Source organism: Fibrella aestuarina BUZ 2, assembly GCF_000331105.1.
GTDB lineage: Bacteria > Bacteroidota > Bacteroidia > Cytophagales > Spirosomataceae > Fibrella > Fibrella aestuarina.
This window is the reverse complement of record NC_020054.1, coordinates 282969-308895: the sequence shown is the minus strand read 5'-3', so window position 1 is coordinate 308895 and position 25927 is coordinate 282969. Positions and strand designations below refer to the sequence as shown.

16 protein-coding genes and 1 tRNA gene are annotated in these 25927 nt (G+C 58.7%); 13 read left to right on the top strand and 4 right to left on the bottom strand.

Annotation, left to right across the window (positions count from 1 at the left end; translation table 11 throughout):
* Nucleotides 1-91: 91 nt before the first annotated feature.
* A complete protein-coding gene (locus FAES_RS01150) occupies nucleotides 92-631 on the top strand; it encodes a low affinity iron permease family protein (protein WP_015329342.1) in 540 nt (179 codons plus the stop codon).
* Nucleotides 632-730: 99 nt separating this feature from the next.
* Here the strand turns inward: FAES_RS01150 and FAES_RS01145 are convergent, their stop codons facing one another.
* The 3 genes from FAES_RS01145 to FAES_RS01135 form a co-directional block, all read right to left on the bottom strand.
* Nucleotides 731-1909 carry an acetyl-CoA C-acyltransferase gene (locus FAES_RS01145; RefSeq protein ID WP_015329341.1) on the bottom strand — a complete coding sequence of 393 codons (1179 nt, stop codon included), beginning with the start codon at nucleotides 1907-1909 and terminating at the stop codon, nucleotides 731-733.
* Nucleotides 1910-1959: 50 nt separating this feature from the next.
* The gene (locus FAES_RS29410) at nucleotides 1960-2175 is read right to left on the bottom strand and encodes a hypothetical protein (protein ID WP_065814275.1); all 216 of its coding nucleotides are present in this window, start codon (nucleotides 2173-2175) and stop codon (nucleotides 1960-1962) included.
* A gap of 21 nt (nucleotides 2176-2196) precedes the next feature.
* A tRNA-Phe gene (locus FAES_RS01135) sits at nucleotides 2197-2269 on the bottom strand.
* Between the two features lie 207 nt (nucleotides 2270-2476).
* Here FAES_RS01135 and FAES_RS01130 point away from each other — a divergent pair.
* The 5 genes from FAES_RS01130 (at nucleotide 2477) to msrC (ending at nucleotide 7249) form a co-directional block, all read left to right on the top strand.
* On the top strand, nucleotides 2477-3880 hold the full coding sequence (locus tag FAES_RS01130; protein WP_015329340.1) for a 4Fe-4S dicluster domain-containing protein: 1404 nt from the start codon (nucleotides 2477-2479) through the stop codon (nucleotides 3878-3880).
* A gap of 93 nt (nucleotides 3881-3973) precedes the next feature.
* Complete coding sequence (locus FAES_RS01125; RefSeq protein ID WP_015329339.1) at nucleotides 3974-5245, top strand: hypothetical protein; 1272 nt, start codon at nucleotides 3974-3976, stop codon at nucleotides 5243-5245.
* Between the two features lie 14 nt (nucleotides 5246-5259).
* Nucleotides 5260-6063, top strand: a complete 804-nt coding sequence (locus FAES_RS01120) for a (Fe-S)-binding protein (RefSeq protein WP_041257335.1) — start codon at nucleotides 5260-5262, stop codon at nucleotides 6061-6063.
* A gap of 88 nt (nucleotides 6064-6151) precedes the next feature.
* Nucleotides 6152-6667 carry a hypothetical protein gene (locus tag FAES_RS01115; RefSeq protein ID WP_015329337.1) on the top strand — a complete coding sequence of 172 codons (516 nt, stop codon included), beginning with the start codon at nucleotides 6152-6154 and terminating at the stop codon, nucleotides 6665-6667.
* A gap of 81 nt (nucleotides 6668-6748) precedes the next feature.
* The gene (gene msrC / locus FAES_RS01110) at nucleotides 6749-7249 is read left to right on the top strand and encodes a free L-methionine (R)-S-oxide reductase MsrC (RefSeq protein ID WP_015329336.1); all 501 of its coding nucleotides are present in this window, start codon (nucleotides 6749-6751) and stop codon (nucleotides 7247-7249) included.
* Between the two features lie 28 nt (nucleotides 7250-7277).
* Here the strand turns inward: msrC and FAES_RS01105 are convergent, their stop codons facing one another.
* On the bottom strand, nucleotides 7278-8231 hold the full coding sequence (locus tag FAES_RS01105) for a hypothetical protein (protein ID WP_015329335.1): 954 nt from the start codon (nucleotides 8229-8231) through the stop codon (nucleotides 7278-7280).
* Nucleotides 8232-8534: 303 nt separating this feature from the next.
* On the opposite strand from FAES_RS01105, the gene FAES_RS01100 reads away from it, so the two are divergent.
* From FAES_RS01100 to FAES_RS01070, 7 genes are all read left to right on the top strand, one after another.
* Nucleotides 8535-10880, top strand: a complete 2346-nt coding sequence (locus FAES_RS01100) for an SdrD B-like domain-containing protein (RefSeq protein ID WP_041257333.1) — start codon at nucleotides 8535-8537, stop codon at nucleotides 10878-10880.
* Nucleotides 10881-11042: 162 nt separating this feature from the next.
* Nucleotides 11043-13454: an ABC transporter permease gene (locus FAES_RS01095; RefSeq protein ID WP_015329333.1), complete on the top strand. Its 2412-nt coding sequence runs from the start codon at nucleotides 11043-11045 to the stop codon at nucleotides 13452-13454.
* Between the two features lie 12 nt (nucleotides 13455-13466).
* Nucleotides 13467-15851, top strand: a complete 2385-nt coding sequence (locus FAES_RS01090) for an ABC transporter permease (protein ID WP_015329332.1) — start codon at nucleotides 13467-13469, stop codon at nucleotides 15849-15851.
* Between the two features lie 226 nt (nucleotides 15852-16077).
* Entirely contained in the window at nucleotides 16078-18465 is a 2388-nt protein-coding gene (locus tag FAES_RS01085) for an FtsX-like permease family protein (RefSeq protein ID WP_015329331.1), read from the top strand.
* Nucleotides 18466-18509: 44 nt separating this feature from the next.
* Nucleotides 18510-20900: an ABC transporter permease gene (locus FAES_RS01080; RefSeq protein ID WP_015329330.1), complete on the top strand. Its 2391-nt coding sequence runs from the start codon at nucleotides 18510-18512 to the stop codon at nucleotides 20898-20900.
* A 13-nt stretch (nucleotides 20901-20913) separates the two neighbouring features.
* Nucleotides 20914-23352 carry an ABC transporter permease gene (locus FAES_RS01075; protein ID WP_015329329.1) on the top strand — a complete coding sequence of 813 codons (2439 nt, stop codon included), beginning with the start codon at nucleotides 20914-20916 and terminating at the stop codon, nucleotides 23350-23352.
* Between the two features lie 147 nt (nucleotides 23353-23499).
* Nucleotides 23500-25905: an FtsX-like permease family protein gene (locus FAES_RS01070; RefSeq protein ID WP_015329328.1), complete on the top strand. Its 2406-nt coding sequence runs from the start codon at nucleotides 23500-23502 to the stop codon at nucleotides 25903-25905.
* Nucleotides 25906-25927 lie beyond the last annotated feature (22 nt).

Below are 25927 nucleotides of genomic sequence, written 5' to 3'. Positions count from 1 at the left end.
ATAATCATTTTAATGGTATTCGGCAGGCCGTTTGGTACGAATAAGGCGTTTACGCAGAAGCCAACGTTCACCGCAAAACACTTCACTCGATATGACAGACACGACCCTTTCCCATGACGTCAAGCCGCATCAAGGCTGGTCGGAGCGGTTCGATCAGTTTGCGCTCAAGATTACGCGCATCACCGGCAGCTCAACCGCTTTCCTGTTAGCGCTGGGCACCGTACTGATCTGGGCGGTTACAGGACCGGTTTTCCACTACTCCGAAACCTGGCAGCTGGTGATCAACACCGGGACCACCATCATCACCTTCCTGATGGTTTTTGTCATTCAGAAAGCCCAGAATAAAGAATCGCTGGCGGTTCAGCTTAAGCTAAACGAGCTGATTGCCGCCACCAAAGGCGCCAGCAATCGGCTCGTTTCGGTTGAAGAGCTCACGGAACAGGAGCTACAGATTCTGTGCGAACATTACCACACCATGGCCGAGCTGACGCGACAGGCCAGTGATCTGCGAAAATCGCACTCCGTCGAAGAAGCCATCAGAGAAACCGGCAAGAAGCTACGAAGCGACGACACACACGATCATCGGGGGTTGGTCAAATCGCCCGACGAGACGTTGCCTCCGGCACGTTGACCGGAACTTAACCCCAGGTACGTTATAAAAAGGGCGTTTTCCGAGCAGAACAATCGTGGTCTGCTCGGAAAACGCCCTTCTAGTTGGAAAGCGTATGCGTTAGTTGATGCGCTCGAAGATACCAGCGACACCTTGCCCGCCACCTACGCAGGCCGACACCATGCCGTATTTTTCGTCGCGGCGGCGCATCTCGTTCAGCAGCTGTACCGACAGGCGAGCACCGGTTGAGCCGAGGGCATGGCCCAGGGCAATGGCCCCGCCGTTGTGATTGATTTTGCTGCGGTCGAGACCCAGTTCCTGAATAACAGCCAGCGACTGAGCGGCAAAGGCTTCGTTCAACTCGATCTGATCGATGTCATCCTGCTTCAGACCGGCTTTCTGCAGCGCGATGGGAATAGCCGCCACGGGTCCGATGCCCATAATGCGCGGTTCCACCCCGGCCGTCGCGTACGACATCATCCGGGCTACCGGTTTCAGGCTTAACTCATTCACCAGCCGTTCCGACATCACAATCACGAACGCAGCACCGTCCGACGTCTGTGAGGAGTTACCGGCCGTTACCGAACCGCCCGCCGCAAAAACCGGCTTCAGTTTGGCCAGTCCGTCGGCGCTCGTGTCTTTACGGGGCCCTTCATCCTGGGCAACGGTCCATTCGCGGGTTTTCTTCTTGCCGCTATCGGCATCGAAGTACGTTTCTTTCACGTTAATCGGCACAATCTCCTCGGCAAACTTGCCGTCGGCCTGTGCTTTCAGCGCTTTCTGGTGTGATTCGAGGGCAAACTCATCTTGCGCGTCGCGGCTGATGTTGAACTGCTGAGCGACTTGCTCGGCGGTCAGGCCCATGCCAATGTAATAATCGGGGTGCGCCTGAGCGATATTGTAGTTAAGCGCTGTCTTCCAGCCCATCACCGGCACCATCGACATCGACTCGGTGCCGCCCGCGATGATGCAGTCGGCCAGCCCGGCGTGGATTTTGGCCGATGCAATGGCAATGGCTTCCAGCCCCGAGCCGCAATAGCGGTTGATGGTCATGCCGGGTACGCTATTGGGCAGTGACAGCAGCGCGATGTAGCGCGAAATCTGCATGCCCTGCTCGGCCTCCGGCACGGCATTGCCAACAATCAGATCTTCAACGCGGGCGGGGTCAAGGTTGGGCACCTGCGCCAGCAAATGCTTGATAACTTCTGCCGCAAGGTCGTCGGGGCGGGTCAGACGAAGGCCACCGCGCGGGGCTTTACCAACGGGGCTACGATAGCCAGCAACAATGTATGCGTCCATATTCGTAGAGGCGTAACCGTAGCGTTCCGCGTGTAGCGACAGACCGCTCGTTACGTCTTTTCTGTAATAACAAAAGTTAGTTCGGAATAAGCACAAATATAGCAGAAATAGTATGCATGCATACTATTCAAAAAAATATGTACCTTCGCCGCCATGAAAGTCAGTGTCAGTAATTCGCTTCCATCGCAAACCTTTGTTGCCGGTCTGTGGCCTGCAACGGCCAGTTGGGCCAATAAAAAAGCCTTCCCGATGGGGAAGGCTTTCATGAGCAGTGAGGCTCGGCGCGGTGGTGATGGACGGAATCGAACCGCCGACACAAGGATTTTCAGTCCTTTGCTCTACCAACTGAGCTACATCACCGCGACGTCTGTGTGTCAAACGTGGGTGCAAAAGTAGGGGGCAGATACAGGTTTTGCAACCCTAAGCCCGAAAAAAAGTTTCTACTACACGGTTAGCTCCGGCTGTGCCAGTCGCTATCGGTTGGTGGTCAGTGCGTTTAGTCGTCTGGTTAGCCTGTAAAATGATCGCTACTTTGTACATCGTCAGTCATCTTTTATAAATCCTTACATGCACATCGTTCAACAAATTCTGTTTGCTCTTGCGCTGGCGGCGGCGGCCGTCATCATCACCCGGCGGGTAAAATACATTGCCAGCGCCATTAACCTGGGTCGTCCCGAAGATCGCTCCGGCAACGCGGCCGAACGGTTTCAGGTGATGCTGCTGGTGGCGTTTGGGCAGAAAAAGATGTTTACCAACCTCACCGTGGCACTAATGCACCTGGTTATCTACCTGGGGTTTGTGATCATCAACCTAGAGATTCTGGAGATCATTATCGATGGTCTCCTGGGTACGCACCGGGTCTTTGCGCCCTACATCGCGCCCGTCTACCCGTTCCTGATCAACGTGTTCGAGGTGCTGGCCTTCGGCGTGCTGGCCGTTTGCGTGGTCTTTCTGAGCCGCCGCTACCTGACCCGCGTGCCCCGCCTGCAAGCTGACAATCACGAGGAGATGCGCCCGCGCTGGCCCCGCCTCGACGCCACGCTTATTCTGGTCTTCGAGATCGTGCTCATGATTGCCTTCCTGACCTGGAACGCGTCGGACAGTGTGCTGCGCGACCGGGGCGTTGGCTACTACGGCGATTTGAAGGGCGTCGTGCCCGATTTCCTGATCAGCCAGTACCTGAAACCGCTCTTCACGGGGCTGAGCGATACCGCGCTGGTGGCCTACGAGCGGTTCTCCTGGTGGTTCCACATCTTGGGCATCCTGTTCTTTGCCGCTTACGTAACCTACTCGAAGCACCTGCACATTGGCCTGGCTTTCCCCAACGTCTATTTCTCCGATCTTCAACCGAAGGGCGAAATGAAGAACATGCCCAGTATCACCAAAGAGGTGCAGCTGGCGCTGGGTATTCAGCCGGACGCGAACTCGCCGGAGACGGTGGAAGCCGACGGGAGTCAGCCCAACGAAAACGGCGAGCAGCCGTCGGACATCGGGCGCTTTGGCGCCAAAGACGTACCTGACCTGTCGTGGGTCGATGTCATGGGCGCGTTCTCCTGCACGCAGTGTGGCCGCTGTACCGCCGCCTGTCCGGCCAATATCACGGGCAAGAAACTCTCGCCACGCAAGATCATGATGGATACGCGCTGGCGAGCCGAAGAGATTATCAACAACCGGCAACAGCACGGCGCCGATTACGACGATGGTAAATCGCTACTGGGCGACTATACGACGGTCGAGGAGATTAACGCCTGCACGACCTGCCAGGCCTGTGTCAATGCCTGCCCGGTCAACATCAACCCGCTGAACATCATTTTGCAGATGCGCCGCTTTAAAGTGATGGAAGATGCACAGGCACCCGCCTCCTGGAATGCTATGTTCAGCAACGTGGAGAATAACATGGCCCCCTGGAAGTTCTCGCCGAGCGATCGGTTTAACTGGGCCGCGCAGGTCAATGAGCCGGTTTCGAAGTAAAAAGACTTAGCATTTCTCACCTTACCTTTTGGCTTACTTGCGTATCAAAATAGGCGTAACTTTCGGCAACCGCCGTTCAGTGATCACCTACTTATGAATACGCTTTTGTTAAAAATCGCCCTCGTTGTGCTGGCCACCATCGGTTGTTTAACCGCTGGCAGGTTCAGAACGTACCTGGGTCAATTAAAACCACCGCAGACGTACAGGCTGCTGGTTGGTGCCTTTGTTCTTTGTCGTATTGTGCCATTTGTTGGCATTTATCTGGTGCTAGGGCTGGAACCTCGCTCCGACGTGCCGCTCTTCTACGAGGCCGCTACGCAGGCGCTTTGGGGGGATGTGGTCTACCGCGATTTCTGGTCGCCCTACAGCCCGCTGTTCAGTTATTTCACCGGCTTGCCGTTGCTGGTCTGGCATGACGTCAGGATGATCACGCTGCAAATGCTCGTGTTGGAAGGGATTGCCTGGTGGCTGACGTACCAGCTGGCTCGCCAAACGATGCCTGCCCGTAACCCGACGTTTCTGGCCATTCTGTACCTGATGCTACCGGCCCCCCTGGTGTTCGCCGTGCTGGGCGGGCAGGAAGACATCCTGATGTGGTTGTTTGCCCTTGGTAGCGTGCTGGTATGGCACCGCTGGCGTAACGCGTTCTGGCTGGGGGTGTGGTGGGCTGTTGCCCTGCTCACCACCAAAGCATTGACGCTGTTTGTGGTGCTGGCCGTGCTGGCTTGGGTAGCCCGGCCCTGGCGCTACGTGCTGGGGCTGGCAACCGTGGGCATACCTGCGCTGGCGCTGACCGTTTGGCTGACGGGCGAAAAAATGCTCACGCCGCTGGCGATGGGCGAGATGCGCTTTGCCCCCAACCTCTGGACGGTGGCGGCTCCCCTTATCGGCGATTTTATGGCGTATGCCGGTCAAGTAAGCGCCATCGGGCTGGTTGCCATGCTGCTGATCAGCGGCTTTGCCGGTTGGAAAGCCCGGCAGGCGTCGGCGTCCTACGAACGGGCGTTGCCCATGGTATGGGTGGTTGTGTATGGCTCGTTGATGCTGGTGCATAAAAGCTCATTCGGCAATTACGCCTATATCATCCTGCTGCCGCTCGTGCTGCTGGTAATCGACTGGCAGCAGCGGCGCGACGTGGTGATGCTACTAATTCTGTCGGCGGCATCGGCCATTCATCCTACCCTGTGGTGGTCGCTCAATGAACCCATCTACACGCGCGTCGAGCTCATCCGCACACCCCTGAACGTTACCGAATACTGCCTGGGCTTAGTTATGCTGATAAGCGTCGCCTATTTCGTCAGAAAAGCCTTCCAACAACTGGTCACAAAGCGACAAATCCCCCGGCGACGGGCTGTTTTGACGTAATTGGACGAATTGATATGGATACTGCTGAAAGAGTTTTCTCGGTGCCCACTATGGCCGACATGATGGCCGCTGGTGAGGAGCCCGAAATTTTGTTCTGGGTTGGCTGCGCCGGCTCTTTTGATGACCGCTACAAACGCGTGACGCTCGCTTTTGTGCGCATCCTGAACCACGTGGGCATCAAGTTCGCCGTGCTGGGTCCTGAAGAGGCCTGCACGGGTGACCCCGCCCGCCGGGCCGGTAATGAGTTTTTGTTTCAGATGCAGGCCGTGAGCAACATTCAGGTGCTGAACGGCTACAACGTGAAGAAGATCGTGACGGCCTGCCCGCACTGCTTCAACACCCTGAAAAACGAGTATCCCGATCTGGGCGGTACCTACGAAGTGATTCACCACTCGCAATTTTTGCAGCAGCTGATCAACGAAGGCCGGGTAAAGATCGAAGGGGGCCAGTCATTCAAAGGCCGCAAGATTACCTTCCACGATTCGTGCTACCTGGGCCGGGCCAACAAGGTCTACGAAGCGCCCCGCGACGTGCTGGCTGCGCTCGATGCCGATCTGGTCGAAATGAAGCGGGTGAAAGCCAACGGTCTGTGTTGCGGAGCCGGTGGCGCACAATACTTTAAAGAGCCCGAACCCGGCAAGAAAGACGTCAACGTCGAACGTACCCAGGAAGCCCTCGCCACGGGGGCCGATACCATCGCCGTCGCCTGCCCGTTCTGCATGACGATGATGAGCGACGGGGTCAAAAATCAGAACCGCGAAGACAGTGTTCGGGTCTACGACATTTCGGAACTCATCGCCCAGGGGCAGGGGTTGTAAGGAATGAATGATGACTAATGGACAAGGTACAAGGGCCGACGCATGAGCTCTGTGTACACTGTCCACTAGTCATCATTCATTCGCTGCTATGTTCATCTCATTCGATCAAATCACGCCCGGCGCCCGGCTTTGGGTGTATCAGGCCAGCCGCGCTCTGACGACGGCTGAGGCATCGGCCATCGAAACGGCGATCCGGCCCGCCCTGGAGTCGTGGGCTGCCCACGGCCATCCGCTGCTGGCTTCGGCACAGGTGGTCAACAACCGGTTTTTGCTGCTGGCTGTCGATGAAGGAGCCGGTTTGCCCAGTGGTTGTTCCATCGATTCATCGGTGCATACCGTGCAGGCCATTGGCCAGCAGTTGAGCCGCGACGGTGAGCCTGTCGACTTCATGGACCGCTCGGCAACGTACCTGGCGGCCGATGGGTCGGTACAGGCACTCCCCCTGCCCGCGATCAAAGCTGCCGTAGCCGATGGGACACTCACGCCTGACACGCCGGTGTTCAACACTCTGATCAAAACCAAGGCCGACTACCTGTCGCAATGGCAAGTGCCCGCTCAGTCAACCTGGCTGAAGCGCTATTTTTTCCAGACAGCGGTTCGGTAAATTGAGCTGATTCGCTGTCTGGCGGGGTTGTCAATACCAGACAATACCGTCGGCAACTGACCGTTATCTTTTTTCCTTTCTATGGCTGAATCCCTGATTCTCCCGCAAGTAGACCCGGCCAACCGGCAGGCGCGGGCGGCTGTTTACGATAGCCTGGTTCCGCAGCTACAGGCCCTGATGGCCGGTGAATCCGATCTGGTCGCCAATCTGGCCAATACGGCGGCGGCGCTCAAAGAAGCCTTTGGGTTTTTCTGGGTGGGCTTTTACCTTAAAAAAGACAATCAACTGGTGTTGGGGCCGTTTCAGGGACCTATCGCCTGCACGCGGATAGCCTTCGATAAGGGCGTGTGCGGCGCCGCCTACACCCGCCGCGAAACCCTGCTCGTGCCCGACGTAGAAGCGTTTCCGGGGCATATTGCCTGTAGCTCGCTGTCGAAGTCAGAAGTCGTCGTACCCATTTTCGATCGGGCGGGCGAGGTAGCTATGGTGCTCGACGTTGATAGTGATCAGCTCGACGATTTCACGCAGGCCGATGTAGAGGGCCTGGAGGCTATCGGCCGCCTGATCAGCGAAACGCTCTAAGCGTTCAGGTACGTTGCCAGCTGCTCGATCAACGTACCTGTAGCTGTTTTTCCAGCACAACCTTCCAACTGGCCGTCGCGCCAAGATTGCGCTTGAACCGCATGAGGCTGGGCTTGGGCGCTCGTTGGGCGTCGAGGCAAACGCCAAGGTCGAGCAGCGTGATGGCGTGTTGCTGGCAAAAGGTATAGAGTCCCTGGGTCAGCAACACCGCCGGGCTAAAAGTCCGATAATGCTGATTGTCAGCCGGTAAAAAATTGTACAGGATGTCGTGCCGTACCCGCACTGCCACCGTCAGGCTGGCAAGCGTGCTGCCGTCCCATACCGCGAAGACGGGGTATTGCTCAGGAAACCGCTTCAGCAGCTGCGCCAAGCGGTCGGGCAAAATCGTGAGCGGATAGCCCTGCTGCTGCCGACTCCGCTCAATAAACCGAACTACCTCGGCAACGGGTGGCTGCGCCCAATGCGCCACCGTAAACCCACTCCGAAGGCATTTTGCCAGCCGACGCCGCTCAGATCGATGCAGTTTGCCCGCCAAAGGCTGCGCCGACACGTCGATATGAAAGTTGAGGAACTGGTCGGCTACCCGGTATCCACGCCGCCGCAACAGCCCCACGAGCCGCTCGGCCTGCCGGGCCGCATAGGCGTGCGGGTAGTTGGTGAGCCGCAGGGTCGGTACGTTCAGGTGCTGTACTTCGGCCTCCAGCGAATCGATCAGCGCATGCAGGGCTGAGTCGGGCAGGGCTTCCACGAATTCGATCGACCCGAAAGGGGCCGCTTTGGGGCTAGTGGCCAACTGATCGTCGATAAACAAAGCGCAACGGGCATCGGCCAGCCGGGTAAGCGGATTGTGGACTGTCAACAACCGAAAATTGCCTCCGTCCTGCTGCCGAAGCTGCGCCTCTTCGTTGAACCAGAACCCTGCTTCGCTGTACGCTGGTAAGGCCGGCGTAGAAGCGGAGTTATGCGTTACGATGTGGTACATGTAGATCAGAAAAACGCGCCGGACTGATGTTGGCCTGAGGTCTGATAACGAAGCGGGCTGCCAGCAAGTGGCTTGCCGCCAACTAGCGACCCCTCAGCAAGTTGAGTATAAATAAGGCCAAACGCTGCGCAAGTATAGAGGAAAATACGCGCCACTGGAAATGGCACGGTTTTGGCTACGCCCTCTATACATCTGTAAATGTGGAAATTCATGAATCACGGCCTCGTAGCCTTAGCTCGGCGGACGCACGTTCGCCTGTGCCTTAGGTTATTTTCGCAACATACTTGCCGGGCGGTCAGTGGCGTGTTACTACTCGTTCTTAGCCTGGGGAGCACACCCGTATCGGCCCAGGTAAGCGGCGTCGTTTTCTGGGATTTTGACCGTAATGGCATTCAGTCAACGGCCGAGCCGGCTGAATTGGGTGCTTTTGGCCTTCCCGTACTAGCCTACGTAGAAGGTATCCCGCAGCCCGTCACGGCAACAACCGGTCTTGATGGCCATTTTACGTTTGACGCGAGCCAGGTCCCCAGTGGCAAACGGGTTCGCCTCGAACTGGCCAACCGGCTCCCCTACACGTTTGACTCGCCCGGTACGGGTTCGTCGGTGCAGTTTGTACAGGCACCCACCACCACCGTACTCTTCGGCCTGGGCGATCCCAGCGATTATTGCCAGGCCGACGCCCCGTTGGCCGTACCGGTGTACCAGAGTGGGGCACTGCGCGAGGCCCAGGGTATGGTCTCGTTCCCAGCAACGGTATTGACGACGGCCCTGGCCGACAACGTCACGCCTACGCAGGTCACGTCGAGCAACAGCCTGGGTACGGTCTGGGGCACGGCCTATCAGCGGCAGTCGCAAAAACTGTTTACGCTGAGCGTGTTGAAACGGCATGCTGCGCTGGGGCCGTTGGGGCTGGGCGGTATCTACTGGGCCAATAGCGGCAACAGCGGCACCGTCTCGTACGTCGACGCGGGCAATTTCCTGACGCTAGCGTCCAATGCTGACAAAACCGCCCTAGCCTCCCGCACGCTGTCTGCTACCGTAGGTGCCACCAGTGTCGACGCGTCGGTGTTCCCGATGATTGGTAAGGTTGGGTTCGGTGGGGCTACGTTCACGCCGCAGGAAGACCGCCTCTGGACGGTCAATCTGTACGAAAAAACGCTGGTGAGCATCTACCTGGGCGCACCCGCCCGGCCCGGTAGCCAGATTGGCGCGGGCGATTTTACCAGCTACGCCATTCCGCAACTGGATACCGACAAGGGGATTAACCGACCCTGGGCGGTCAATTATTACCGCGGGCAACTCTACGTCGGCGTCGTCAACGATGCCTCCATAAGCCGCAACCGAAACGACCTGAAAGCCTATGTCTATGCATTTGACCTGGCGACGCAGCAGTTCAATCCGACGCCCGTTCTGACTGTCTCACTGGCGTACCAGAAAGGCTGGACCCTGCGCGGGGCCGACGACGCGTCGTCGCTGGCCAACCATTGGGAGTGGTGGAGCGACAACTGGGCCGATTACAGCACCAATGTACTCAACAACAGCAGCACGCCGCAGCTTCTGCGCGTGGTGCGCCCGCAACCCATCCTGTCGTCGATCGTCTTTGACGCCGAAGGCGCCATGGTGCTGGGCTTTATGGACCGCACCGGCCACCAGACATCGCGTAACCAGCCGTCGCCCACCGAGTCGTCACCGACGCCAACGGTGCTCTACAGTGGCTACGCAGGAGGCGACCTGCTACGGGCTGCGTTGCTGAACGATACGTACGTGCTTGAGGCCAACGGTTCGGCAGGTTCGCACTCGGGCAGCGGTGTGGGCAATGGGCAAGGCCCCAGCGATGGCACGGCGAACGGTGAATTTTACGCCTGGGAGCAGTACAACCCACCGTTTGCAACAACAACCAACCAGGAAACCTTTACCGGCTCACTGCTGGCGAATCCAAACCTGACAAACCTCGTTGCTTCGGTCTACAATCCGCTCACCACCTGGTCGGGTGGGGCGTCGATGTTCGACATGTACAATGGTGACCTGATCCGGCGCTACGAAGTGTACCGTGATGGCCTCAGCAGTGATCCCGCGGCACCCCGGGCTACGTTTGGTTCGGCCAACGGTTTAGGGATGCTCTGCGCCCTGTGCGATATGGCCCCCGTCGCCATCGGCAACCGACTGTGGGTCGATACCAACGGCGACGGCGTGCAGGATCCCGACGAACCGGCGCTGGCGGGTGTAAGGCTCTCGCTCTACACCGCCGATGGCAACTGGCTGGCCTCAACCCGGACCAACGAAGAGGGGCGCTACAGCTTCCGGTCGAGCGCGAGCCTTCCCTTACCCAGCAATGCTACGTACCTGATCGCTATCGGCGTCGACCTGGCCACGCAGCAGTTCGATACCCAGCATCAACTCCTGCGCGTGGGCAAAAAAGCGTATAAACTGACCGGCTGGAACCAGGGAACGGGTGACAACAAAACGTATAACGACTCCGACGCCTTTATTCTGACCGGCTCATCAACGCCGCTGAATGGTCTGCCGGTGATTCAGTTTCGGCTCAACGTACCTGGGGAGGTGAACAATAGCCTCGATGCGGGTTTGCAGGAAACCTGCGATCCTGCCGCTACGGCCTGCATGCCCATTACGTTCCGGCGCACCCGGTAATCAACTCTTTTTCCCCATCGCGCTGTCCGCCGACGAACGCAAGCCGTCCGTTAGCGGACATTTTTTTGTGTCCCGCTTAAGGGTAAGACACTGATAATTAGTTGGTTAATATGGCGGCATAGGCTTTGTGTGGGAAGTGGTCAGTTAATCAGGCTACCCGGTATGCTTCGCAACTACATCAATATTGCCCGTCGGAATTTACAGCGTAACAAAAGCTATACGATCATCAACCTGGTGGGCTTAGGGCTGGGCATGGCCTGCGCCATTGTGGCTTTTGCGGTGGTTGGGTATCACCTCAATTTCGACACGTTTCACACCGACAGCGACCGGATCTACCGGGTCGTTACGGAGTCGCATCGCGAAGATATATCCTACGTTGGGGCGGTGCCGGGGCCGTTGGGCGAACGCTTCCGGGCCGATTATGACCTGGCCGAACGGGTGGCTCGTGCCGCCCAGTTTGAGGAACAGATCATGGCTGTAAAGCGCCAGAACGAGTTGCTGAAGTTTACTGAGGCGGCGGGCATTGCCTGCGTGGACCCCGATTTCTTTGCCATATTCAATTTTCCGATGCGGGTAGGAAACGCCCGCACCGCCCTGGCCGAGCCCAATACGGTGCTCATCACGGAGGAGGTTGCCCGGCGCTATTTTGGCACCACCACGCCCCTGCCCGACGTGCTAGGCAAAACCATCCGCTGGAACAACGACCTTGACTTGCGTGTGGCTGGTGTGCTGGCCAACGTACCCAATCAGACCGATTTACCCCAGCAACTCTACACGGCCTTTTCGACGCTGAAAGGCGCCAAAGACCCACTGATGCAGTGGCTGTCCAGCAACGACAGTTGGGGCGGCATCTACAGCGGGATGCAGTGCTTCATAAAGCTGCGGCCGGGAGTGTCGGCGGCAAGTGTCGACCGGGTCTTTCCGGCTTTTGTGAAGAAATACGACAAACCCACCCCCGAACGGTTCAACAAATACCTGTTACAACCCCTGGCCGATATGCACTTTGATGCGCGTTTCGGGGGAAAGGTCGAGAAGAAATACCTGCTGACGCTCGGCCTGATCGGGCTGGTGCTGGTGGTTACGGCCTGTCTTAACTTTATCAATCTGGCCACGGCACAGGCCCTGAAACGCGCCAAAGAAGTGGGGGTTCGGAAGGTGCTGGGCGGACACAAAAGCCAGCTACTGAACCAGTTTATGGCCGAAACGGCCCTGTTGGTGCTGATCGCCACCGTTCTGGCCTATGGGCTGGCCAATACGGCCCTGCCGTTTATAAATGAATGGTTCCAGACCCATATTTCGCTCGACCTGTTCCAGAATGGGCCACTGCTGGGCTTTCTGGTCGTGCTGTCGGGGCTGGTGGTGTTGCTGGCAGGCGGCTATCCGGGTCTGGTACTGGCCGGTTTCCAGCCCATTACGGCGCTGCGGGGGAAGATCAACCAGCGGCAGATTGGCGGCTTTCCGCTACGGCGGGTGCTGGTGGTGGGGCAGTTTGTGATCGCGCAGGCGCTGGTGATCTGCACGCTGGTGATCACGAGTCAGATGCGCTACGCCAAGCAGGCCGATCTGGGCTTCACCAAAGATGCCGTTGTGCTGTTGCCCGTGCCAGAAGCCAGCAAAGCCAATATTGCCACGCTACGAAACCAGCTGGCGCAACTGCCCGCCGTCACGACGATGTCTTTCTGCGCGGCGGCCCCCGCTTCCGAATTCAACCAGAGCACCAGTTTCCGGTACGACACCCGCACCAGCCGCGAGGCGTTCAACATCAACCTCAAACACGTCGATGAGCAGTACCTGGAAACCTTTGGCCTCACGCTCGTGGCGGGCCGCAACCTGATGCCCTCCGATACCGTTCGGGAGTACCTCATCAACCAAACCACCGCCCGGAAACTGGGGCTGCGTACGCCCGAGGAGGCGATCGGCAAAACCATTCAGGTCAACGAAAAACCCGGCACCATCGTGGGCATTGTGAAAGATTTTCATAACCTCTCCTTCCACGAGGTGATCGAACCCCTCTGCCTCACCACGTCGCTCCCCGACTATAACCTCTGCGCCCTCAAAATCAACCTGAGCAACGTACCTGGCACACTAGCGGCGCTGGAACGTACCTGGAACGGTATTTTCCCGGCGTTCCCGTATAGCTACCAGTTTCTCGATGACCACATTGGCCGGTTCTACCAGCTGGAAGAGCAGATGCTGCGTCTCATTCTGGCGTTTGCGGCCATCGCGCTGCTGATCGGCTGTCTGGGGCTCTACGGACTGGTCACCTTCGTGGTGGCGCAACGGACCAAGGAGATCGGGGTGCGCAAAGTGCTGGGCGCCAGCGTAGGGAACGTTATCTGGCAGCTTGATCGGCAGTTTATTGCCCTGGTGCTGGTTGCCTTTGCGGTAGCCGCCCCGCTGGCGGGCTGGGCCATGCACACCTGGTTGCAGGGGTTCATCTACCACATCGATCTGAACGTAGGCGTGTTTGCGCTGGCCGTTGGCGGCACGCTGCTGCTGACGCTGCTGGTCGTGGGCTACCAGTCAGTCAGGGCGGCGCTGATGAACCCGGTGACGTCGTTGAAAACCGAATAAACCCTTCCCTTTATGTTCCGCAACTACCTCAAAATCGCCCTGCGCCAACTGATGCGCAACCGCCTGCTCACAGCCATCAACATGCTGGGCCTATCGGTCGGGTTGGCTTGTGTGGTCGTGTTGGTGCTGTTTGCCCAAAAAGGCCTGACCTGGGACACCTTCCATCCCAACATCGACCGGATTTACACGATCCAGACCAAAGAGGGCGGGGATAACCCGTATAACCAGAGCGTATACCCGCTGCTCGATCAACTGCTGCGCGATTACCCTGACATCGAAGCCGGTACGCACGTGCAGAATTGGAGCCGCCCCTGGATTAGTTATGGCGGTAAAGACATGCAGGAACCAACCGACTACGTGGATTCGACGTTTTTTCAGGTATTCAAGCTGCCGCTGAAATACGGAAACCCGGCCACGGCGCTGCAAAACCGCTACTCGGTGGTGTTTAGCGAGAAAATGGCGCAGAACCTCTTTGGTGCGGTTAATCCGGTGGGGCGGCAGGTCACGCTCGACGACACGCTGCAATACACGGTGACGGGTGTACTGGCCAAACTACCGGCCAACTCATCGCTTCAGTTTGAGGTGATGCTGCCCACCGCCAACCTACTGGCTGATGCCGGTTTCCGCGACAACGCCAACTGGTACAACAACTTCTCGACCATGTTTGTGTTGCTGAAAGAAGGGGCCGATAAAAACCGGCTGGAAGCCAAGCTGCCGCAACTGGTGAAGAAGCACTTCAGCGCCGACGGTCAGAATCGTACCCTGCTATTGGCGGCTTTCAAAGACTTCATCCACACGGCCAATCCAACGTTCAAAAACCTCATTGGCGGCGCCATTGCCATCGCCATCTTTCTGCTGCTGATTCTGAGCATCAACCTCATCAACCTCAACACGGCGTCGGCACTGCCCCGCGCCAAAGAGGTGGCGATGCGGCAGGTGGTGGGGGCCTCCAAATGGATGGTGCTGGGGCAATTCTGGGTCGAGTCGGCGCTGGTCGTGCTGACGTCGCTGGCCCTGGCCGTACCTTTCACGATCTACTACCTCATTCCCCGGTTCAATGCCCTGCGCGATGGCAATATGCAGCTCGACATCAACTGGGCTACCGACTCGCCTACCATCCTGACCGTGCTGGGGCTGTCGTTGCTGGTAGCGGCGGTAGCGGGAACGTACCCAGCGCTGTACCTGATGGGCCTCAAAACCACCGAGGCCGTGAAAGGGAAACTCTCGGCCAGCCCCAAACAGGGCCGGCTGCGGCAGAATGCACTCATTGTGGTGCAGTTTACACTGGCCGTGCTGCTGATTCTGGGCACCATCGGTATGCGTGCGCAGCTTCAGTATATGAAGCGCGCCGACGTGGGCTACAACCCCCAGAATGTGCTGGTATTCAAGACCGATCTGGCGTACCGCAACGAGAAAATGGCCGCCGTGCAGGGGCAAAGCATCCTGAACAGCCTGCGCCAGAACCCCAATGTGGTGTCGTTCACCAGCTCGGGACTGACGCCTGCCTACTACTGGGATAATTTCAACACCTACTACCCCGATGGCGACGATGCCCGGCAGGTAAACGTCCGGCACGTGCAGGGGGCGGTCAATTATACCGAAACCTTCAACATCCCGCTGCTGGAAGGCCGCAACTTCTCAGCCGCCACGCCCGCCGACTCAATCAACCGGGCCGTCGTGATCAACGAAGCACTGATGAAAGCGTTTGGCTGGACCACCGCCGTTGGTAAAAAGCTCCGTCAGAAAAGCGATCCCAACACCTATACCATCATCGGCGTGACCAAAAATTACCACTACCGCGACCTGACCGACAAGGTTGGTCCGATGCTGCAATGGTACGGTGGTCGCGAGCGGCTCAGCACGTTCCTGTCGGTGCGTCTTGCCAACGAAGCGGGCGCCCCCGTCCTGATCCGGGAGATGGAGCGGCAGTTTAAGAAGATACCGGCCCGGCGGGCGCTGTCGTATACGTACCTGGCCGACGAGGTCGAGAAGGCGTATAAACCCATCGACAGCATCTGGCAGATGGTGAGCTTCGTCACGCTCATCGCCATTCTGACGGCCTGCGCGGGTATTTTCGGGCTGATTACGCTCGTGGCCCGGCAGCGTACCAAAGAGATCGGCGTGCGCAAAGTACTGGGGGCCAGCGTCGCCAACATTACCGTGCTGCTGTCGTCCGATTTTCTCAAACTGGTGGGGCTGGCCATCCTGATTGCCGCGCCCATCGGCTGGTGGCTGGGCGACACCATGCTGAGCTACTTTGCCTACCACACGCAGCCGCAGTGGTGGCACATTGCCGTAGCCGGGCTGATGGCCGTGGGCATTGCGCTGGTGTCGGTGGTGTTCCAGGCGCTAAAAGCCGCATTGGCCAACCCGGTCAAGTCGATACGGACTGAGTAGGCCTAAAAGTAATGCTAATCAGCCAGGGCTGTGACCCGTACACTTTCGGACGAAAACTTGTCCAGTATCGGACAGGGAGACTCGAAAAAAAGGCCGTTTCTAAACCAGAAACGGCCTTTTTGGTAGCTGGCACGGCTGTTGGACGAGGAACAGTGGCTTCGTGATCCCGGCCCGACGGCGTAATGCCCGACCGGCCAGAGACCGCGCGGCGTAATGACCACTCCCCATGATCTGGTTTACTCTTCGTTCAGTCTGGCGCAGTTGGCGCACTCAGTTATCCATCACCATGATCAACCTGATCGGGTTGGCGTTGGGGCTGGCCGGTTGCCTGCTGGTGACGGCCTATGTGCTCGATGAAATCGACTACGACCGGTTTCATACCAACGCCAACCGGATCGTGTTGTTGCAGCAATTCGACAATGCACCCAGCAGTGGCGGCCAATTCGCGACTGACCTGAAAAGCCGGTTCGCCACCATCGAGCAGGCGGTCCGGCTCACCCGCGCCAACCTGCTGATGACCACGCCCGCGCTGGCTCGCTACGAACCACAAGTCTTTTTTGCCGACAGCAGCCTGTTTGGCGTGTTTTCCTACCGGCTGGCCGTGGGCAACCCCAACACCGCCCTGCGCGAGCAATACGGCGTGGTCCTGTCCGACGCGATGGCCCGCCACTATTTCCCGAACCAGAACCCACTGGGGCAGCTAATCAAATGCGGGCCGAAAGCCACCCTCCACGTAACGGGCGTGCTGGCCCCAACGCCTGCCAACACGCACCTTCGCCCCGATTTTCTGGTCAACTACGCCAATGCCAATGAATTACTTGGCTTCGATGTAACGACCAATTACTGGGGCGGCAGCGATACCTACACGTACCTGCTGCTGGCGCCCAACGCCCAACCCGCCGATCTGGCAAGCCAACTGCCTGCCTACGTGAAAAGCCTGGGCGACCCCAACGCAGCCATCTGGAAAATGGCCCTCGTACCCCTGCGCGATCTGTACCTGCGCACCAACCTCTTCGCCCAAAACCGGCTGACCTACGTCTACACGTTTGCGCTGGTGGCGCTGCTGATTCTGGGGCTGGCCGTTTTCAACTACATCAACCTGGCCACCGCCCGCGCCATGGCCCGCGCCAAAGAAGTGGGTATCCGCAAGGCCCTCGGCTCGTCGGTTCCGCAATTGTGGCGGCAGTTTCTGGGCGAGGCGGCGCTGGCAGTTGGCGTATCGCTGTGGCTGGCGCTGCTATTCACGGCCCTGCTGACGCCCCTGCTCAACGAAATTGCCGGTAAAGACCTGTCAGTGCTAGCGCTGGTTACACCGGTGCGGCTGCTGGCGTTTGCGCTGGGGATCGGGGCGCTGGTACTGCTGGCGGGTAGCTATCCGGCCTTTGTGCTGGCGCGTTATCAGCCGGTAGTGGTGCTACGCGGACAAGCCACCGAACAGGGAACACGCGGGGCGGCCCTCCGGCAGTCGCTGGTGGTGGGGCAGTTTGCCGTGTCGGTGGGGATGATCGTGGCTACGTTGGTTGTCTACGCCCAACTCCACTATGTGCAGCAAACCAACGTGGGCTATCAGCGCGCGCAGGTACTGACGCTCGACCTGCGCGATGCACCCAACGAGGCCAAAGAGCAATTCAAACGGCAGGTCGAGACGCTGGCGGGTGTCCGGTCGGCTACGCGGGCGTTTGGCCTGCCGGGGTCGGGGGCCGCGATAGGGGGCAAACTGGTGAGTGAATTTGTGCCGAAAGGAGCTCAAACCGGCAGTATCCGACGCCTGACGGTCGATGCGGATTTCCTGAAAACCTTCGGTATTCGGCTGTTGGAAGGGCGCAACTTCGACCGGAACCGGGCCGCCGACAAGACAACTTTCCTCGTCAACCGGGCCGCCATGCGGTATTTCGGCTGGACGACCATTGCGGGGAAACGAACGGGCTACTACAACTTCGTCTATGACCCCAACAGCGCGGGTGGCTATAAAGAACTACCGCAGGTTGGCGAGGTGGTGGGGCTGGTCGACGATTACAACCACGCCGACCTGAAACGTACCGTCGAGCCGATGATCTATTCGCTGGCTGAAGGCTGGGAAAGTCAGATGGCCGTTGGCCTACAGGCGGGCAACCTGCCCCAGACGATTCAGCAGATCGAACGTACCTGGAAGAGTCAATTCCCCGACCGGCCCTTTACCTATACGTTTCTGGACGACAGCTTCAATAAAACGTACCAGTCTGACCTCCGGACGGGCCAGGTCTTCGGCGGCTTCGCGCTGCTGGCCCTGCTGATTTCTGGCCTGGGCCTGTTTGGGCTGGCTACGTTCAGCACGGCCCGCCGCACAAAGGAGATCGGGGTGCGCAAGGTGCTGGGCGCCAGCGTGGGCAGCATCGTAGCCCTGCTGAGCAAAGACTTTCTCAAGCTGGTCCTCATCGCCATCCTCATCGCTTCGCCGCTGGCCTGGTGGGCCATGAATCAATGGCTGGGTACGTTCGCCTACAAGATCCAGATCGAATGGTGGGTGTTTGCCCTGTCCGGTACGTTAGCCATCGCCATTGCCCTGGCCACGGTCAGTTTTCAGAGTATCAAAGCGGCCCTGATGAATCCCGTCAACTCTTTACGCGCCGAGTAGCCCCACAAGGGTCACGGCGAGCGCTACACAACTAAGACATCGTTATGCTTCAAAATCATCTCAAAATCGCGTTCCGCAACCTGTGGAAAAACCGCATCTACAGCGGCATCAACGTAGTGGGGCTGGCGGTGGGGCTGGCGACCTGCCTGCTGATTGCGCTGTACGTGGCCAATGAGCTGAGCTACGACCGCTTTAACGAAAAGGCCGACCGGATCTACCGGGTGGTGCACCACATGCAGTGGGAGGGTGGCGACCTGCACCTCGCCGTTACGTCGGCCCCCTTTGCGCCGACGCTCAAACAAACGTACCCCGCCATTGAAGAGGCTGTGCGGGTGCTGCCCGAAGGCGGTGGTACGCTGCAATACGCCAACACGAAGCTTAACGTCGGCGATATTGTCTTTGCCGACGCGAGCCTGTTTCGGGTGTTTACGCATCCGTTTCTGTACGGCGATCCGCAAACGGCGCTGAGCAAACCCCAGTCGATCGTGCTGACCCGTACGCTCGCCAGCCGCCTGTTTGGCGACCCGGCCAGGGCGCTGGGCAAAACGGTGCTGTTCGAGAATAATTTTGGTAACGTCGTGACGGGCGTGATCGACGACGTACCCAGCCACGCGCACCTGACGTTTAGCGGTATCCGTTCACTGCCCGCCAACTTTTCGGGCGAGTGGCAGGAGTCGAGCCTGTATACGTACCTGCTGCTACGCGACGGCACCAACCCGGCCGCGCTGGAAGCACAGTTTCCCGCCTTTTTCCAGAAAGTTCTGAAGGCAAAACTGGGCGACGTGGCTTACAGGATGGACCTGCAACCGCTCACGTCCATTCACCTGCATTCCGACCTCGACTACGAAGCCGGGCCCAATGGCAGCAGCCAGACGGTCTGGGTGTTTGCCATCATCGCCGGCCTTATTTTGCTACTGGCCAGCATCAACTACATGAACCTCAGCACCGCCCGCTCGACGATCCGCATTCGCGAGGTGGGTATCCGGCAGGCGATTGGCTCCGGGCGGGGGCAGTTAGTGGGGCTGTTTCTGGCCGAAACGTTGCTGCTAACCACGCTGGCTACGGCCCTAGGGCTGTTGCTGGCGCAAAGCACCCTGCCGCTGTTCAACGACCTGACCGGCAAGCAACTCTCGCTGGAACGGTTTGGGCCGGGCTATAGCATACTGGCCCTTTTGGGTTTCCTGCTGCTGACTACGCTGCTCAGCGGCGCGTATCCAGCCTTGTTTATGTCGCGGGCGCGCATCGTTACGGCCCTGCGCGGGCAACTTGGTGATCAGGCCGCGACGCTGGCGTTTCGGAAGTCGCTGGTCACGTTCCAGTTTGTGATTACGGTGGCGCTGATTGCCGCCTCGGGGATTATTTACCAGCAACTGCGGTTCGCGCTGACCCGGCCGCTCGGGTTCAATAAAGAGCAGGTGCTGACCTTCCACCTGAACGACGAACAGAGCCGCACGCAGCTCCCGGCGATCAAAGCCCAACTGCTGGGTAGCGCACTGATCGACCGCGTCGCGGCGGCGAGCAACCCCGTCGGTACCAACGACCTGGGCGGGAGCGGCTACTTCTTCGAAGTCGATGGCAAGATGAGCGAATCGACCCGGATGACGCGCACGCTTAAAGTCGATCCCGATTTTCTGCCGACAATGGAAATCAAGCTGGCGAAAGGGCGGAATTTTTCGAGCCAGAACGTCGCCGCCGACCGGCAGTATGCCGTGCTGGTGAACGAAACGCTGGTCAAGGCGCTTGGCTGGCAGAACCCGATTGGCAAACGGGTGAAGTTCTTCTCGAACAAAGGCCCCGCTGAGCGGCAGGTGGTGGGCGTGGTGAAGGATTTTCACACGCACTCGCTGCAACACAAAATTGAGCCGCTGGTGCTGCAACTCCCGCCCGACGCCAACGACGAAGATAACGTCTACGTGCGCATTCGGGCGGGGCAGACCGAAGCCGCACTGGCGTTGATTCAGCAGGTGTACCAGCAGGTCGAACCGGGGGGCGTGTTCGAGTATCAGTTTCTGGATCAGCGCTTTGCCCGTCAGTACGCAACGGAGCAGAAACAGAGCCAGTTGTTGCTCACGTTCACCAGCTTAGCCATCCTGATTGCCTGCCTCGGACTATTTGGCCTGACCACCTTTATGGCCGAACAACGCACCAAAGAAATCGGGGTGCGCAAGGTGCTGGGCGCCAGCGTGGGCAGCATCGTGGCCCTGCTGAGCAAAGACTTTCTCAAGCTGGTCCTCATCGCCATCCTCATTGCTTCACCGCTGGCCTGGTGGGCCATGAATCAATGGCTGGGTACGTTCGCCTACAAGATCCAGATCGAATGGTGGGTGTTTGCCCTGTCCGGTACGTTAGCCATTGGTATCGCCCTGGCCACGGTCAGTTTCCAAAGTATCAAAGCGGCCCTGATGAATCCCGTCAACTCATTACGCGCCGAGTAGCCCCCACATTCGTATGCTAGCCAACTACATCAAAATCGCCTGGCGCAGTCTGCGCAAGAACAAAGCCTTCACATTCATCAACAGCATCGGGCTGGCGATGGGGCTGGCGACCTGTATGCTCATTATGCTGTTTGTGCTCGATGAGCTGAGCTACGACCGCTTCAACGAAAAGGCCGACCGCATCGTACGGGTCATCTTCCGGGGGAGCTCGGCGGGGGGCGCCATGAACGAGGCGCACGTGATGCCGCCCGTGGCACAGGCCCTCAAGGCCGATTACCCGGAAGTCGAAGACGCCACCCGCATCCGGATGGCGGGGTCGCCCATCGTGACGGTCAACAACACGACCTTCCGGGAGGCTGCCGTTGCTTTTGCCGACTCGAATCTCTTGCAGGTGTTCACCCTGCCATTGCTGGAAGGGAACGCCAAAACCGCCTTGTTGCGGCCCAACACCGCCGTCATTACGCAGGCGCTGGCCCGGAAGTATTTCGGTGACAAAGACCCGCTGGGGCAACTCATCAGCCTCAAAAGCTGGAATGCTACTTATCAGGTAACCGGCGTGATCGACAACGTACCCACCAATTCGCACTTTCACTTCGACCTCTTCCTGTCGATGGCGAGCCTGCCGGAAGCCAAAGCCAATTCGTGGATGACTTCCGAGTTTTTCACGTACCTGGTGCTGCCCAAGGGCTACGATTACAAACGGCTGGAAGCCAAACTGCCGCAGGTCGTCGAGAAATACATCGGCCCGCAGTTGAAACAGGCAATGGGGATGAGCTTGTCCCAATTCCGGCAGAAAGGCAACGACATTGGCCTCTACCTGCAACCGCTGACTGACATTCACCTGCACTCGAGTTTCGCTTTTGACCTCGGCACAAATGGCAACCGGCAGTATGTCTACCTGTTTGGAGTGGTCGCCCTGCTGATGCTGGGTATCGCCTGCATCAATTTCATGAACCTCAGCACGGCGGGCGCGTCAAAACGGGCCAAAGAAGTGGGCGTGCGGAAAGTGCTTGGCTCGGCCCGGCAAAGCCTGACGGCGCAGTTTCTGGTCGAATCGCTATTGCTGACAGCCTTTTCGCTGCTGCTGGCGGTGGGGCTGGTCTATGTAACCCTGCCCTTCTTCAACGAGCTAGCCGACAAAGCCCTGACCCTGAATTTCATAGCGACCCCCTGGCTGGCCCCGGCCCTGCTGCTGCTTGGGTTGGTGGTGGGCGTGCTGGCGGGCAGCTACCCGGCCTTCTTCCTGTCGGCGTTCAAACCAATCGCCGTGCTGAAAGGCGGCTCGGCGGGCGGCACGAGGTCGGTCGGTGGGCGTAACCGGATCAGCTTGCGGAGTGGGCTGGTTGTCGTTCAGTTCGCCGTTTCGATCCTCCTCACCATCGGTACGGCCGTTGTCTATCAGCAGCTAAATTACATCCAGACCAAAAAGCTGGGGTATAGCAAAGAGCAGGTGCTGGTCTTACCCGAGACGTGGCTGTTGGGCAAAAATGAGGCGGTTTTCCGGGATAAAATCCGGCAGGACTCACGCGTCGTGAACGTGAGCACCTCGCGTTTTCTGCCCGCTGGCCCCAGCAGCAACAATAACTTCTTCGTATACCCCGAAGCCAACTCGACCCAGCTGGTGAAAACTCTGCGTTACGACGTCGATGAGGCCTACATCCCAACGCTGGGCATGAAGCTGGCCGCCGGCCGGAATTTCTCCAGCGCCTTTGGTACCGATTCATCGGGCGTCATTCTGAACGAGACCGCCGCCAGGATACTGGGCTGGTCGACCAACGCGCTCGGTCACACCATCGGCCATGCCGACAATCAGGGACACGTCAGTACGTTCCGGGTGATTGGGGTGGTGAACGATTTTCATTTCAAATCGCTGCACGAGCCGATTGCCCCGCTGGTGATGACCCTGGGCAACACGGGCGGCGTTGCGATTGTAAAGGTGAAAGCGCAGGATATCAGTGGGTTGCTCGCTTCGCTCAAAAGCCAGTGGAATCAACTGACCGCCGAGGCCCCCTTTACCTATTCGTTCCTCGACGAGCGCTTCGCCAACACCTACAAGGCCGAGCAGAAAATAGGCCTGATTCTGGGGCTATTTGCGGGCCTGACCATTTTCGTGGCCTGTCTGGGCCTCTTTGGGCTCGCCACCTTCACGGCCGAACAGCGCACCAAAGAGATTGGCGTGCGCAAGGTGCTGGGGGCGACGGTGCCGGGCATTGTAGCGCTGTTAAGCAAAGATTTCCTGAAGCTTGTGCTGATTGCCCTGCTCATCGCCGTTCCGTTGGGGTGGTACGCCATGACCCAATGGCTGGCCGGGTTTGCCTACAAAGTCGAGATCGCGTGGTGGACGTTTGCCGGGGCCGGTACGTTGGCGATCGTGATTGCCCTGCTCACGGTCAGCTACCAGAGCATCAGCGCCGCCCTGATGAACCCAGTCAACTCCCTACGCGCTGAATAGTGTGTTTTTGCCGTACCCAATCGGACAGATGACTGTCCAGTATCGGACAGAATTGACGGACAAAAAGGCCGTTTCTGAAGTAGAAACGGCCTTTTTGCGTCGTGGCACAACAGTTGACTCCCTTCCTGTACTCAACTTGTTTAGTCTATGCTTCGCTCGTATCTGACCATCGCCCTCCGGACCCTTCGCCGCAACCGGCTGTATACCCTGATCAACGTGACGGGGCTGGGGTTGGGTATTGGCTGTGCCCTGCTGCTCTTTGCCCTCGTGCGCTATCACTACCGCACCGATACGCACCATCAGCACTACGACCGGATTTACCAGTTTACGTCGTCGTTCAAAACGTCGGACGGCGAGATGCAATCGCCTGGCGTGCCCGAACGATTCGGTGATGCGCTGCAACTCGACCACCCGGAAATTGAAGCCCTGGCTATGATTGAAGAGTGGGAGGAGCCGATGGTAGTGGTACCGGGCCAGACAAAGGACGGGGCCGAAACGAAGTTCAGGGAGGCCGACGCCAAAGCCGCGTTTACCACACCCACTTACTTCAAGCTATTCGATTACACCTGGCTATCGGGCGGCCCGGCCAGCCTGAACGAGCCGGGTACGGTGGTGCTCAGCGCCAAACTGGCCCGCAAGTTTCTGGGCAGCACCGACGCGCTGGGCCGGGTACTGAAACTGGATGGCCATACGCTGGCGCGGGTCGTGGGCGTCTTCGCCGACTATGCCGACAACACCGACTATGCCTACGAGATCATTGGCTCACGGGCTACCCTGCCCGACTTTCTGGGCCGACCCCTCAACGACAATTTCAAAAACACGAACAGCAGCACACACTGCTTTGTGCTCCTCAACGACCGCTATACGCCCGCCAACTGGAACCGGGATATGGTGGCGTTCCTGAAAAAGCACAATCCCGACAACCTGACGATCACTACGTACCCCCTTCACCCCCTGCGCGACCTCCACTTTAACACCGAATTTGGCGGCGTAAGCAAAAACCTGCTGGCGTCGCTGTTTGTGATTGGGTTGTTTCTGGTCATTACGGCGAGCATCAACTTCGTGAACCTGGCCACGGCGCAGGCGCTGAACCGCTCGCGCGAAGTGGGCGTGCGTAAAGTGCTGGGCAGCACGCGGCAACAGTTGCTGGGGCAGTTTATGGGCGAAACAACCCTGATTGTCGGGCTGGCGATGGTTCTGGCGCTGCTGGTGTTCAACTACGGCCTGTCGCTGGCGCATACGTACCTGCACGGCGCCTTCCGGTTCACGTTCTACTTTTCGCCCTCGGTTGTTGGCTGGCTGTTGCTGCTGATGGTCGGCGTCGTGCTGCTGTCGGGAGTATATCCGGCGCTGGTGCTGGCGGGGTTCAAACCCATCGTGGCGCTGGCGGGCCGGCTCACCACGCAGCAGGCGGGCGGCTTCTCCATCCGGCGGGGGCTGGTGGTCACGCAGTTTGCCATCTCGCAGATGCTCATCATCGGGCTGATTGTGGTGGCGAGCCAATTGCACTACGTACAAACGAAAGACCTGGGTTTCCGGAAAGAGGCCCTGCTGACGGTGCGGCTGCCATCCGTTCAGCGCCAGGACCTGAGCAAGATGAGCACCTTCCGCAACCTGGCTACGGCGCTGCCCGAGGTGACCGGCTTCAGCTACTCGATGAGCGGCGCGCCGCAGTCGGGCTGGCGTAGCACCACGAGCGTTCGGTTCGATACGCGCCCGGACGAAGAGAAATTCAGTCCCCAGCAAACCTGGATCGACGACCAGTACGTGCCACTCTTTGGCCTGAAGCTGGTGGCGGGCCGCAACCTGACCCCGTCGGATACCATACGCGAAGCCCTGGTCAACGAAACGATGGTGCGCAAACTCGGCTACCGCGACCCGGCGCAGGTGCTGGGCAAGTTCCTGCGAAAGGAAGGATACGCGCCTATGACCATCGTAGGGGTGCTGAAAGATTACAACGAGAACGACCTGAAAACCCCCATCGGCCCGTCGTTTTTCACGACTAACTCGCCGAACTACTACAGTGCCAGCCTGCAACTACAGACCGGTAACTACCAGCGGGTATTGGCTCAGCTAGAGGCCATCTACAACCGCCTCTATCCGGCCAATTACTTCATCCACGAATTTGTCGACGACCAGATTCAGAAGAACTACCAGGAGGAGCTGACAATGGGGCGGCTGGTCAATTTCTTCGCGGCCATTGCGCTGCTGATCGGCTGCATGGGCCTATATGGCCTGATCCTGTTCATGGTCAATCAGCGGACCAAGGAGATCGGGGTGCGAAAGGTGCTGGGCGCCAGCGTGAGCAGCATTCTGTGGCTGTTTAGCCGGGAATTTGCCCGCCTGATCCTCGTTGCCTTTGTGGTGGCCGCCCCGGTGGCCTGGTGGGTAATGACCCACTGGCTCGAATCATTTCAATACCGCATCGACGTAGAGCCGTCTATGTTCGTTGTTGCGCTGCTGGCTACCGTGGTGGTGGCGGCGGTCACGGTCAGTTACCAAAGCCTGCGCGCGGCCCTCATGAACCCCGTTAAATCGCTTCGATCTGAATAGCCGAGGGCTTGGGGCCGTGAGC

Coding starts and splice junctions, on each gene's coding strand:
- FAES_RS01150 (WP_015329342.1), top strand. CDS start 92: ATGACAGACACGACCCTTTCCCATGACGTCAAGCCGCATCAAGGCTGG.
- FAES_RS01145 (WP_015329341.1), bottom strand. CDS start 1,909: ATGGACGCATACATTGTTGCTGGCTATCGTAGCCCCGTTGGTAAAGCC.
- FAES_RS29410 (WP_065814275.1), bottom strand. CDS start 2,175: ATGAAAGCCTTCCCCATCGGGAAGGCTTTTTTATTGGCCCAACTGGCC.
- FAES_RS01130 (WP_015329340.1), top strand. CDS start 2,477: ATGCACATCGTTCAACAAATTCTGTTTGCTCTTGCGCTGGCGGCGGCG.
- FAES_RS01125 (WP_015329339.1), top strand. CDS start 3,974: ATGAATACGCTTTTGTTAAAAATCGCCCTCGTTGTGCTGGCCACCATC.
- FAES_RS01120 (WP_041257335.1), top strand. CDS start 5,260: ATGGATACTGCTGAAAGAGTTTTCTCGGTGCCCACTATGGCCGACATG.
- FAES_RS01115 (WP_015329337.1), top strand. CDS start 6,152: ATGTTCATCTCATTCGATCAAATCACGCCCGGCGCCCGGCTTTGGGTG.
- msrC (WP_015329336.1), top strand. CDS start 6,749: ATGGCTGAATCCCTGATTCTCCCGCAAGTAGACCCGGCCAACCGGCAG.
- FAES_RS01105 (WP_015329335.1), bottom strand. CDS start 8,231: ATGTACCACATCGTAACGCATAACTCCGCTTCTACGCCGGCCTTACCA.
- FAES_RS01095 (WP_015329333.1), top strand. CDS start 11,043: ATGCTTCGCAACTACATCAATATTGCCCGTCGGAATTTACAGCGTAAC.
- FAES_RS01090 (WP_015329332.1), top strand. CDS start 13,467: ATGTTCCGCAACTACCTCAAAATCGCCCTGCGCCAACTGATGCGCAAC.
- FAES_RS01085 (WP_015329331.1), top strand. CDS start 16,078: ATGATCTGGTTTACTCTTCGTTCAGTCTGGCGCAGTTGGCGCACTCAG.
- FAES_RS01080 (WP_015329330.1), top strand. CDS start 18,510: ATGCTTCAAAATCATCTCAAAATCGCGTTCCGCAACCTGTGGAAAAAC.
- FAES_RS01075 (WP_015329329.1), top strand. CDS start 20,914: ATGCTAGCCAACTACATCAAAATCGCCTGGCGCAGTCTGCGCAAGAAC.
- FAES_RS01070 (WP_015329328.1), top strand. CDS start 23,500: ATGCTTCGCTCGTATCTGACCATCGCCCTCCGGACCCTTCGCCGCAAC.